This window comes from Peteryoungia rhizophila (genome assembly GCF_004912145.1).
Classification (GTDB): domain Bacteria; phylum Pseudomonadota; class Alphaproteobacteria; order Rhizobiales; family Rhizobiaceae; genus Allorhizobium; species Allorhizobium rhizophilum.
Map to the genome: position 1 here is coordinate 323,545 of NZ_STGT01000001.1, position 12,938 is coordinate 336,482.

Below are 12,938 nucleotides of genomic sequence, written 5' to 3' on the forward strand. Positions count from 1 at the left end.
CCCCAACCGCCGATCAAGTGTCACCGGACGAGGCTAGCACTTGGCACACACGCGTTAGAGACGAGCCGCCCAATTCAATCATGCAGCACCGATGGCTTCTGCAAATTGATCCAACGTCCATATCTCGAAATGCGCGTCCAACAGCGCTCGCACCTCTGCAGTCAAAACCGGATGGGCAATTTTTCCACGAGACCAATCAGGCTTTGCATCGTGACTTAAAAGTATGACGTTGTCGAAAGAGGCACCAGCAGCCTTGGCGTCCAGCAGACCGAACAGAAGGTCAGCCCACACAAGGAAATCGCCACTTCCTTCATCCTTGAAGCCAGGCGGGGTCTTAGCTTTTTTTCGATCCGCAGCAACTTCGACCAGCGTAGACCGCGGAGCATATGGAACTAGCGCCTTCTCTACCAATCGCTCCAGAAAAGCTGATGTCTTGCTCACAAGCTCCGGCTCGAAAATATGCTCGTTGGTCTCTTTGAAGTAATCCAAAGCACTGGCGACGGAATCTATCCCCGAGACACCGGACTGCTTATACCTGTCGATCTCCCGCGACATCTCAGTGTGCTTCTTTGATACACTCTTAAAGATTGTATCAATTGCGCTCAGCTGATTGTTCCAGAATTCCTGAATAACTTGCCCAGGCACCACCACTGGCTTCTCGTGCAGCCCCACCAAATAGTCCATGATGTCCGAGCTCTTTCTGTGAGACGGGATACGCAGAAAGACATTAGCGTCCAGCACAATGGCGGACGAGGCCAACTCAAGATTTGCTGACGCGCCTTTTATCGCAAGCGCGAGACACTGGAGTGCTGGAATTTCTCGCTGGCGATTTAGAGTTTGTAGAAGCTGAGCGATAGAACTTTGTGGCGTAGAACCGTCAGCCATACCATACCTCAGCCGCTCTGTGCGCCAACAGTTCTCCCATAGTTCGCAGACTTTCAGCAGTCCATTTATCGAATTCTTGCAAGTCTTCAATAAATTCGCCTGGTGCTGCTAAAGGAAGCATCTTCTCGAGAAAGCTGCTCCAATCATCACCGCCATCCGCACGCTTTTCTTCAGTGCTCAAAAATGTGTTCCCAAGCGTGCTGCCCCAATAAGAAAGCTCACCATCCTCGAAGTCAGGATGATCCTTTATCGACTTCGGCATTATAAAATGCATGAAGTAGTAAGTATCAGGAGAAATTTTTTGAGATATCGCTGTATTTCTAATGAAGCTCAAAACGTTCTTGTTCAAACTCCGCTTAATAAGCCTATCGATGAAATAATCCTTCTCAGGACTGAGATCGTTCAGCTCATAAAGTGCGTCGATCCACTGTCCGGAATTCGAAACTTTCCTAGCAGCTTCTGAAAACCGTCGCTCAATGTTACCCGTCCCTAAGTTTCCAACAACTATGCGTCGCGTTATCAGCTTGAGTAGGTAGTGCAAGCCTTCATCGGCATCATCAACAGCAACTATCGCCATCATAAGCGGTCGAACTGTTATTACATTTAGGCGGCCTATGGCTCGGAACACAGACAGAGCGACCTCGTTCGCTGGGCCCGGAAGGCTTGGATCCATCATCTGGAGGTAGAGAGGAAGATTTTCCTCTAAAATATCGACCAAGTCTAGCGGTGCCGGCGCCAGTCTATTTCCAAATTCCTGCCGCGACGCGAGAAAAGCAAACAGGTCCTTTGGCGGTATATGCCCGCTCCTCACGGTTACACAGTGCCTAATATACTGCACAAAACTGTTTGCTGCATCACTGGGAAAGGAGTCCGATATTCGCTTCCACCTATCGTAAATCTGCGTGCGAGCGGCCGGCGGCGATTCGCTGATAACGAAATTCTTAAGAAGATCTGCGGTTGTAAGATCCCTCCCTCTAGTATTGATAACCTCGAAAACTTGATATGCGGATGAAGGCGTTGGATGGACAAACACCGCAAAGTAGAGCCGATTCGTAATGAAGTCGGTCCATTTTCCAAGCCTTTTGAAAGCATCCGGTCGGAGATCATCTCGCAGCTCCTTCACTAAGAAATTGAAAGATTTTACAAGCTCTCCGGATACTGTGTCCCCCTGTGCTTTCCCGCCAGGAACCTCCCCAGTCGAAACTATATGCTGAAGCGTAAAGTTATCCGCCTCGTCAGTAAGTATAACTCGAGGATCATTTTCATCCGTTTCGTAGTTTATTGATGTCAGAAAATCAGCATTTAACCGATCCGCCAAAGCAGATCTCCCACGGCGCTTAGCTTCATGGTAAAGAGCGGCAGCCAGCAATGTCAGAGTTACAACTCGTTGCTGACCATCAACAATTTTTTTTCGTCCATCTTCGTCCGTTAGTATGATAAGCCCAAGGAAATAGGAGTTGGAATCGAGGCTCCGCTGTATGTCCTCAAAAAACTCTCTTACCTCATCTTCTCGCCAAGAATATTCTCGCTGATAGGGCGGGACCTCGAATGTAGATCCAGAAATAATCCCACCAGCTGTGCTGGCAGATGCATTTAGCGGGGTATCCAAACATTCCTCCGTCGTATTTAATCACAAGCCAAGACTGACAGCACCTGGTATCAATAGAAGCGTTTTAGGCGGCAGACACTTTGTTTCACATCTAACTCGCTTGCAGATGAGCCTACTTTCCAAGCATCGGCTGACGCCGAGGACTGCAATGCGCTCATCGGAAGATGCCAAAGGCCGCAGCCAACTCAGACAGCCAATCAATGCAATCGATATTCCGTTCGCGCAAAAAGACCTGGCAGGCCCCTTGCAAGTGCGCAAATTACAAGCTGCTTGGTATTCCCTCCAACTGCAAGGCCGAAACATTGAAAGCCACATCTGTGTGCGTCACTCAATTTCGACTACTCCGACAAGGGGCCGAAACCGCGTCATCAAACTACATTGGCTCAAAGTGAGCAATTAGTTCCAGGTAGCTCCATCCGCTTCCGTTTGGACTGTCGGAGGGGCGGTCGAAATCTCAGGCCGCCACCGCAGAATAGCGCCATGGCACCCTCTACGCTAGCACAACGCCATGAAGCGCAGTATCGTCTAGAGACCGATTTGGACACCGCTCACTCTCTAAACAGGCTAGATCAGCTCTTTAACAAATACCAACTCCGGAAGAACGACATTCCAGACGTCTTGCCTCAGTGCTCCCTGAAACTCCTCACCGTTATCAACCCTGCGCCATTGAATGATGGCTCGCGCCGACCCTTGAGTGAACCGCAGCCCCTCTGGCGGTCGATAGCTTTTCGCCATCCGCCCGATTATCACACCATCCGCGTTCTGGATCAGCCACCGGCCGTCACTCTCGACCAACGTTACCGGATCATTGGTTCGTAGTTTTGCCAAGGCAGTATGGACCGCATGTGATGAGCTCTGCCGTCCTGACCAAGAGAGATCGACCATCTGCGGCTCGATCAACTGATAGCGGATCGAGTGATCTGAGGCCTCATTCGCTTTCGCTGTGATCTGTCGCTGTAGTATGCCGTGGGTGTCGGGTCCCACCAGTGGGTGCTGACCCTTTGTTGACATGATTGCCAGACTGCGCCTGGCACGGGTCATGGCGACATAGAAAAGCCGCCTCGGCGCATCCCGATCTTCCCCTCGTGAATTCCGATCCCAGCCACCATCCAAGATCACCACATCATCGAATTCGAGCCCCTTGGCTCGATGCGCAGTCAGGAGCATCAGGCCGCGTTGTTCCTGACGAGCATCTCGTGCCCATTCGGCCAGCATTTCGATAAGGTCGGCGACCGGAACTGCCTTGCCATCCAGCTCCAAGCTGAATGCCGACAGGGCGTCAGATATCATCGTCCACCAACAGTTCGCGGTCTGTGCGGCGATGAACTCCTGCATCTGTGAGATTGTTAGCATCTTTGCAGGTTTCGCCCTCAAGAAGGTGCGGAAAGCCCTTACTTCACGAAGACGCCAGAAGGGCGGCAAGGTCTCGCTCGCAAGCTGCACCGGAATGCCCCTCGCCTCACAATAGCTTCGCACCGGTTCCAGCAGACGCCACTCCCGTGCAATGATTGCGGTCTTTGACCAGGACCAATCCGGCACCAGCTGTGACAATCGGACCAGCTCATCCACTGCGGCTTGAGCCTGTCCGTCAGTGCTGCAGTGCAAAAGTTGAACCCGCCCCTGGGCTACAGGATCGAGATTGGCAAGCGTGCCGCCGGCGGGAGCTTTTGCTCGATCCCGATTTATGAGGATATCATGCTCTGCCTTCATTCGACCCGCAGCCGACGCAATGACCCAATTGGCGGCAGCAATAATCGCTGCGGTCGAACGATAGTTTTCGATGAGATACGTCGGCTTGGCGTTGTAATCCGTTTCGAAGCGCCTGATGAACTCGATCGAGGCGCCGGCGAACGCATAGATGTTCTGATCATCATCTCCCACGGCAAAGAGGCTGAGGCGTTGATCCTGGTCATCGAGGGAGCGGCCGGCTACCGCTGCGATCAACCCATACTCCTCGGGACCAATGTCCTGGTATTCATCTACCAGGATCCACCGATACCCCTCGATCAACGTTTGGCGAAGTGCCTCGGCTTCTTCCTTCTGGAGACCATCGCCCTTCAGCAAGGCCGTTGCTTCCACCACTACCTTGTCGAAGTCGCGCTCGCTGTCTGTGTCAATCTGCCCGGCAAAGCTCGCGCCCACCAACCGCATAGCCAATGCGTGGCAAGTCGACACTGTCACGGCGATTGCGTCGTCGCCGATGAGGTCCTTCAGTCGCCTGCGAATTTCAACGGCGGCATGGCGATTGTATGTAAGCACCAGGATACCGCGCGGATCCTCGCGCCGTATCCGAACCAGATATGCAACGCGATGCACCAAGACGCGCGTCTTGCCGGATCCAGGGCCCGCGAGCACCAGCACATTTGTCTGCTCACGATCGTCTGCAACGATCTTTGACTGCGTTTGACTGCCTAGATCATCTACGATCCGACGCCAGCTTTCCGGTGTCGTCTGTCTACGAAGCTCTCCGGCGCGGTCTGGCATCCACCGCTTGAGGAATCTTTCCTTGTCCAACTGGAAGTAGTCCGACGCCAATCGCTCAGCCTCATTGATAGAGATGAGGCCACGAGACGCGTAGGCCGCCATGATGTGGGTCTGAATGGTTTGTTCGCTGTAATGCTCTTCGAGAGGCAGAAAGTCCTTCTGGGTGAATTGGCCTGTGCCAGGGCGTAAGTTCACGGTAATCGCAGGCCTGAAGATCGTCAGGCCTCGCCCGAGCGTGATGACCCCCTGCTCGTGAAGCCACATCAGCGCCCGGCTCAAGAGCTTTGTTTCATCACGGACAGATCCTTTCAGAAAGACGTCTTCCATGATGGCGCCTTGCAGCTTGCCGATCGTCGTCTCGACTCTGATATCCTTGCCGCGTGTTCCCTTGGGCACTAGCCCCTCTAGATGCAACAGTAGCAGCTCCGATCCACGTCGCCGGAGCTCTGCTGTTTTGCTAAGCGCCTCCCAGGATCGTTGTAGCCGCACCAGGCATGTGCTCCTGTTGAGCTTCTGGAAATGCACATTGCCACGCCCACCGTCCTCATCACGCCCATCCTGCGCAAAACTACGAAGGTGAGCTTCGACCAAATCAGGACGAACGCTTGCATGACCCTGGTCACGTAGCATCTGACAGGTCGTCGCAAGGTGCAGGGGGTAGGCCTCCCCATCTTCGGCATCTGGCGCATTTTCGCGCAAAGCCCCAATCAGCGCAGTCTCTAGAGAAGCTGCAATCTGAAACCTGTGTCGCGAAGCCCCTTCAATACCAACATGCACGAACATGGTGATCGCGGTGTCGTCGGTTGCAATGCCGAGGGTTTCGAGATCGGATAATGCCTTGCGGAGGGCACCTCCTGTAAGGCCGCTCGCACCCGAAAGTTCATCAGTGGATACTCCGGCGTCCGAAGAGGCCGTCATCAAGTGCTGAACCAGGGCTATGAGCTGCTTGCGCCGCGACCCCGTGATCTCCGCCTTTGTCAGGATGGTATCGACCTCCTGCATGGTGCGAATTCGCAAAGATGAGGGGAATACCTGCACGCGGTTTTCGTCGCGTGTCAGCAAGGTGGATTCTTCAAGCCAAGCAATCGCGGTCTTGACCCTCGTGTCGTCGGTCGCACTGTCACGCTCAAAATCCTGCGATGTGTCCTCACGAACGATCTCGCCAGGCGTCGCAACGACTCCACCTTGGTGCTTGCCCTTTGCATCCAGGCGACGCAGTGCCTTCAGGATCCCACTGATCTCGTGACGCGCCAGGCGTGAGCGTGCGCTGAGCGAAAACTGTCGCTCGACATCATCCGTGTTGAACAACAACACGCACACGGCAGGACTGCGATCTCGTCCGGCGCGTCCCGCTTCTTGCAGATAGTTTTCCAGCGAGCCCGGTATATCGCCATGGACCACAAGCCGGATGTCGGGCTTGTCGATCCCCATGCCGAAAGCATTGGTCGCGGCAATGATCCTGAGGTCACCGACCCGGAAGCGTTCTTGCGTATCCTGCTTGCGTTCGGGTGTTAGGCCGGCATGAAAGTAGTCAGCGGCCAATCCCTGCTGCTGCAAGAAGCCAGCAACTTTCTCGGTTGCAGCACGCGTGGCGCAGTAAACGACCGCTCCCGACACTCCCTCTTGCGGGAGTGCGCGCTCGATGGTGTCCAGGATGTCCGCCAGTTTACGACTGCGGTGGGTTTCTTGGACTTCGAAGGTGAGGTTGTCTCGCGTTGCTCCTCCGTCGAGCAGCAGGAGCTCCACCCCAAGCCGAGAATGAAAGTGGTCCCTAATGTCGCGCACTACTTCGGGCTTGGCCGTCGCAGTCAGACAGATGACTGGTGCCGGCTCTCGGTCCCCGGTGTATTCGCGGATGAACCGCGATACGTAGCGATAGTCCGGTCTGAAGTCGTGTCCCCACTTTGACACGCAATGGGCCTCATCGAGGATCCAGTAGCCGATCTCACGCTGCGACAGGATCAAGCGCACGGAAGCATTTCGCAGCTGCTCAGGCGAAATCAGCAAGATGGCCGCCTCACCCATCCGGATCTGATCTAGTGCTGCATGCCGCTCTGGCAGTGACAGGAGGCCGTTGATCGTCACGCAGCTGGAGATGCCATGTCGTGCGAGACCTTGGACCTGATCGGCCATAAGGGCCACCAATGGGGAGATCACGACAGACAGAGCGCCGGTCTTGTCGAACCGTGAAAGCGCTGGGATTTGATAGCAGACAGATTTGCCAGTGCCAGTCGGCAGGATGCCGAGCACCGATCGGCCAGCCATTGCCTCTGCGACAATGCGCTCCTGCAAAGGGCGACCGGCATCATCCTTCGGTTCGGCCCGAAACCCGTCAAACCCGAACCAGCGCGACAACGCTTTCTTTGGATCGCTTCTTTCCGGGCACCACTGACAACGGGCGTCGTCGCACGCCTTGTCGCGGAGGTGCCTGACGATCTGCGCTGCCTCACGGAACTGCGCCCGCACCCAGGGTGGCATGACAGAATCTCCGCCAGCGACGGAGATCCAGGAGAGCGCATAGGCCATTGGCCACCCAAGGTGGGGCGAGGACAGGCGTTGCAATACATCTTGCACTCGGGCTGCGCACGCCTGGCCTTCCAGGAGCTGTAAAATCGACCGCTCGGCGGCCGAAGGTGTAGGGCGGGCCGCTCGGCGCAAGTCGGCGAAAAACTCGTCGAACCCAGCACTGCCTGGTGCGCAGGTCGAGAGATAGTGGTAGGCTTCGAGGATCGCCGGCACGCGATCAGCAAGGCTCTTGAATGCCTCTATCTGATTAGCCAGGACTTGTAGAACAAGACGGGCGTCCAATTCTGGATCGTTGATATGCCCAGCTTGAAGCCTTCCATCATGATGGTGCTTGACTAGGTGGTGATAAGGATTACGCGGAAAAGCCAGCGGATTCAGCCAGAGCGTATCGACAGGCTTCGATGAGAGCCGGCCAAAGCTAGGCCTCGCTGCAGCAAGATGAGGAAGATCATGACGCAGAATGTTGTGCCCGAGCATAAACTCGGCCTCTGACGCCAACTTCTCCAGTTGATCAAAAGCGGCCTGGCGATCTCCATTCTTGAAAACAACCGTTTCCTGGTCGCGGCCTCGGACGGCCGCGAAGGCAAATATCTCGGCCTTTTCGGGATTCACCTCAAGATCAATCGAAAGGCATCGGTCAATGAAGAGAGAAGCTGTATCGCCTATTTTATGTGCCCCTTAGCGCTCCCAATCCGCCCACTCCTCCCTGATTCCTTCTGGAGCCAAGGCGGCGCCATGGATCAGTTGACGGTATTCTCATGAAACAACAATGGCGTGCATGCCGCAAGCGCATTCACTCGCGCCTCTGATCTATCCCTCCATCGGCAGGACAGATCGACAGACTCCATACACTTGGCGTAAGCCTAGTGTTTGCAAACGGTCGGGGACAATGCTCCGACGAGTGGTTACCGGGGACTAATGGCAAAGGGCGACTGGACAGACATTGAGAATGATCTGATCGTCTCAGACTACTTCGCGATGCTCGCGAAGGATTTCGCAGGAGATCGCTACAATAAGGCTGAGCATAATCGACGACTCCAGACCTTGATACATCGTGGACGTGGCGCCATCGAATTCAAGCACCAGAACATTAGTGCGGTTCTGATGTCTCTCGGCGAAGCCTGGCTCCCAGGCTACAAGCCAGCGTTCAATTTCCAAATGTCACTTGTCGACGTGGTGGTGCGGTGGTTAGCTCGAAACCGAGAATGGTTGATCCGCGATACCACCGCCCCTTGGGCGTTCCAGGACGCACTGCAGCTCTGGGTGGGGCCTCCACCGACGATGTCCAACGAGCCGCCGCCCGAGGAGCTTGAAAAGACCCTGCACATCGCGCGTAAGTTTGACGTAGCGGGAAGAGACGAACGAAACCGAGCATTGGGACGCGCCGGCGAGGAGATGGTCGTTCGCCACGAGCGCTCTGTTCTCCGGTCGGCCGGACGCGAAGACCTTTCTCGAGCTGTCAGGTGGATATCCCAAGAAGACGGCGATGGTGCGGGCTTCGACATCTTGAGCTTCTCACCCGATGGGCGGTCGAGGTTGATCGAAGTAAAGACGACGAACGGATGGGATCGAACCCCATTTCATATCTCCAGGAATGAGCTCGCGGTCGCCGAAGAGAGGCCGAACGAATGGCGGCTGCTGCGGCTATGGAATTTCTCGCGCGAACCGAGAGCCTTCGAGCTTGCGCCTCCGCTGGCTGCGCATGTGTCTTTGACTGCGACAGCCTTCCAGGCAACCTTTAACTAGCACCAATTGGCCGATCATCAGATCGTCACAGCCGCCCGTGGACGAGCGCCATTCTCACGTAGCGTGCGGCTGCACCTGGCTGCGCAATGCGCCTCCCTGAGCATCCTTGAGTCAAAGAGAGACGATCAGATAGTTGTGGGCGCCGGAGAGGCACCCTGTGACCGATCGGACCTAGGCATTATGGCTTGAAGGTCCCTAGGGATAGAGCATGTGATCGGATGCGAGTAATCAGTGATGAGTATTAGAACGCCGGTGCTGTCGATCCCATTGCGAAGCATCAAGACGCCGGCAGTCGTTGGCTTGCTACACTACTACCGGGTAGACCTGGGAATGGGCCAGAAGCGATTGCGCAATCGCTACGCCTTGGTCCCTGAAGTGGACTTGCGTGCATTCGAGACCCGGGCAGTCATCGACTGGTTGACGGTGGAGGTCAAACTCAACAGGTCAAGTCAGTTTCAATGGCTTCAAAACGAGATCGAGGACTTCTTCGATCGGCCGCTGTATGTTCGAAACGACCGTCCGCTGCCGAATGACGCCGCCACGACGTTCACGATAAGGGTTCAGGAGCCGGCGGTGCTTCAGGTAAGGAAGGCCCTAGCTCGCCTCGAGGCCAAGTTCGGATTCACAGAGCCTCCGAAGCTTTTCGGAATCGAGATCAGCGTCGACTTCACCCCCAGCAAGCCGGATGATCTAGCAAGGGCGACGATGATGCGCGTTCTCTCTAACCACCTGGTCGTGGAGCGGGACTATCTGCAAGCTGGGCTCAGTCGACCCAGAACCGTTTGGGGCGGCCGCGGTAAGGTCCTACAGCTTGTCGATGGGAGCGGCGTCGCCCGGCAAGATCCATTCACTGACGGAACGGTTGAGATAGGTGGTGAAACGGCTGACGTTCGTTGGCGGATCATGGACAAGATCGTTGACCGGCAGAACCGGGCCGCCGGGACCCACGTGGACTTGCCTCAGGACTTGAGGCGCGCTCGCATTGAGGTGACGCTGAATTCCTGGGAGATCCAGCAAATCGGGGTGTCAGCTTTCGACAAGCTGGCAGGCGTGAGCTTCACAACCTTCCAGGGCCGATACTTCCGCTTCATGCTTCCTACGTTCCCTAAGCAATCGACCTCCAAAGGACGAGCTTCAGAGGCTATCCACGCGTGGACAGCACAGCAGCGTATGACGAATTTCCGCCAGGCCGGAAACCTCAGCATTTCAGCTCTGGACAAGCAGTCCGTGGCTCACCGCCTGAACCTTCGGAAATCCGAACGAGGGACAATGAAGAGGTTGGGACTGCGCATCCCAAAAGACCTCCAGGAGGCAAAAGGACGTGACGGCACTTTCATCGCTTACGAAGACCTGAATGAGCGCGTCCGCGAGGCACTGCGGCGTCTCGGCAACCGCGTCGCCGCCGACTTCGCCTCTGGGCTTTGACTCCCACGTCTGGCGGGGCGTTGGCTTCCCTCTCTCCATGCAAGTGTAAGGATGAGTGGTATAGGGAGTGTAAGGCAGTTACTAGGTTTGCCGTCACCCAGCCAGGTCAATAGCCTTGTGTTTCAAGGGACGGCGCCCGGGCTGGCCACCCTCAAGCTCCTCGGCAGAGACAGAAATAGTTCTAAATTAGATCCTCTTCAACGCGCCTTGCCGTGCCAGCCGTCACCTGACAATCAGGTGGGCTAAGTCCAGCCCCGGATAGGCGATCGCGTTGACCAGCTCGGCGCGCTGCTCAAGGACGCCCTGCGTCAAGACCCCGTAACCTTGGGTCACACGATTACCGGTGCTGACATGTCCGAAGATGAAATTGAACTGCTCATCAAGATAGCCTGCTCTTCTCATTGCATCAAAGGCACCGTGGCGGAAGGAATAGAGCGACAACCCGCGACCATTCTTGAGACCAATTTTCTCAAGGTATCGCCCGAAGTCCCGGCTGAAATCAGATAACATCTGCCCGCGCTCGTTACGGACTGCGAGTGGGAAAACGCGCGTATGTCCGCCGTCTCGAATTGCCGCCAAGTAGTCGAGGAAACCTAGCTCAATTAGCTCCTGGTGGACCGGCACAACACGGCGAGAACTTTCAGTCTTCAACCTTTTCACTTCATCGCCGCCATCATCTGCGGTTTCGGTGATATCAAAGATCCAGGTCTGCCGCTCCTCCCGGACATCTGATAGGCCGAGCTGCGCAATCTCGCCAGGCCGGGCGCCTGAGTAGAGCATGATCAATGGTATCCAGTATCGATGGTCACGGATTCTGACATCACCCGGCTTGTTCCAGAACCGAGGCGCATCGTCACTTACACACCCTGTGAACAACGGCGACCGGAAAAGAGCGTTCATTTGGTCGACCGTAAATGGGTAGACCTTCTTCCGCTTGTCCTTGGCCAGGAACATCCCTTCGGTTGGATTGTAATCGATGTATCCATGTCCGACGAGCCAGCTGCAAAAAGCGGCAAGGTTGGATAGATAGCGGTTCACGGTGTTCACACTCAGGACCGACTTACGGACCGTCTCGTTGTGCGCGACGATCTGGGCGATCTTCATGCCCTTGAACTCTTTTGTCTCAGTCGCCTTGACAGGATAAAGCATCAGAAGTGCCTTCCATTCGCGGACAGCTTTCTTGTCGATCTTCGACACGGGAAAGGTCGTGCCGACATGGTCCACGAATAGACCGATATCGCGGCGAGCCTGGGCCAACGTGTCGGGAGTGACGCTGCGAGGATTTTCGCGGGCGTAAACTTCGAACAGCTCCATAACTGATTGACCGGGCGCCGCAGTCTCGCGGGGCTTGGCGAAGGCCGGTTTGACGATGGGATCCTTGGGTTTCCCGGAGTAGTCGCCGACATCTCGCTCTACTGTCCGCTCAAGGGCCTCGATATCGGCGCGCATCATGAGTGCACTGAGTTCGCGAAACTGCTCGGATCCGTCGTCAACCAACAGCTGATTGCTCTCTTTGAAATGACGCACGTCCTCCTCGACCAAGGCATACCTGCCGGCCGCCAGGTCTCGTTTAAGGGCAATCAACCGACGAGAACGAAGGTTAGCGTCATCCTGCCGAGCGCGCTTGAGGAGCTCAAGGTCTGCATAGCCGTTGATCATGCTTACCATGTCATCAGACCGGATCTCGCCGCGATCGATACGCAGCCAGACCAGGGCAGCTTCCCTTTCAAGGTCCGCATCCGTCGGCATCGCGCGCCGCCTCTCTGCGTCCTCGTTCAGCCTCGCCTCGTAGTGCTCCCAGACGGCGACCGCTTTGTCCTGGGCACTCAGATGCCGGCGGGCGCGCATATCATCGAACTTGGCGTCCCACTTGTCGACTTCAGCATTGAGACGACGCTTAGCGGTCGCCTCGTCCTTAGTTCGAAGTGAGATCTTCTTGTCCTCACTCGGGAAGTGATCTCGCAATTCCGCAGGGATGTAGATCCGGGCATAGTAGGTGCCGCCTTCGCGGCGAATGAGGTTTGAGCGTCGTGTCATCAGGGGGCTCCCGGAACAGCTTACCGGAACAGTAAACCGGAACACCTCTAGACGAGAAAGCTGTTTCCTGGCAATATGTTGAAGTGAATCAAAGCCGTGAGGAAAGTTGGATTATCGTCCAGGTTCCCCAGCCAATTCTCCCTAAAAGCCCTTAATTCCTTGATTTTCCAGTCGTGCCGGATATCGTTTTGGCATCATTGGCGACCTGATGCCCAGAACTGATGCC

At 55.6% G+C, this 12,938-nt stretch carries 6 protein-coding genes; 2 read left to right on the top strand and 4 right to left on the bottom strand.

All coding sequences use genetic code 11. The features are described 5' to 3' along the window. Positions 1–78: 78 nt before the first annotated feature. The 3 genes from E9677_RS01620 to E9677_RS01630 form a co-directional block, all read right to left on the bottom strand. Entirely contained in the window at positions 79–885 is an 807-nt protein-coding gene (locus tag E9677_RS01620; protein WP_136556353.1) for a PIN-like domain-containing protein, read from the bottom strand. After that, on the bottom strand, positions 878–2,494 hold the full coding sequence (locus E9677_RS01625; RefSeq protein WP_136556354.1) for a DUF262 domain-containing protein: 1,617 nt from the start codon (positions 2,492–2,494) through the stop codon (positions 878–880). Before E9677_RS01625 ends, E9677_RS01620 begins: the two co-directional genes overlap by 8 nt. 564 nt (positions 2,495–3,058) lie before the next feature. Then, positions 3,059–8,116 carry a RecQ family ATP-dependent DNA helicase gene (locus E9677_RS01630; protein ID WP_235882825.1) on the bottom strand — a complete coding sequence of 1,686 codons (5,058 nt, stop codon included), beginning with the start codon at positions 8,114–8,116 and terminating at the stop codon, positions 3,059–3,061. A gap of 306 nt (positions 8,117–8,422) precedes the next feature. On the opposite strand from E9677_RS01630, the gene E9677_RS01635 reads away from it, so the two are divergent. After that, entirely contained in the window at positions 8,423–9,250 is an 828-nt protein-coding gene (locus tag E9677_RS01635) for a DUF3883 domain-containing protein (protein WP_136556356.1), read from the top strand. 234 nt (positions 9,251–9,484) lie between these two features. Then, positions 9,485–10,675 (top strand): hypothetical protein, encoded by a 1,191-nt coding sequence (locus tag E9677_RS01640; RefSeq protein ID WP_136556357.1) that lies wholly within the window; start codon positions 9,485–9,487, stop codon positions 10,673–10,675. Between the two features lie 222 nt (positions 10,676–10,897). Here the strand turns inward: E9677_RS01640 and E9677_RS01645 are convergent, their stop codons facing one another. After that, on the bottom strand, positions 10,898–12,712 hold the full coding sequence (locus tag E9677_RS01645) for a site-specific integrase (protein WP_136556358.1): 1,815 nt from the start codon (positions 12,710–12,712) through the stop codon (positions 10,898–10,900). Positions 12,713–12,938 lie beyond the last annotated feature (226 nt).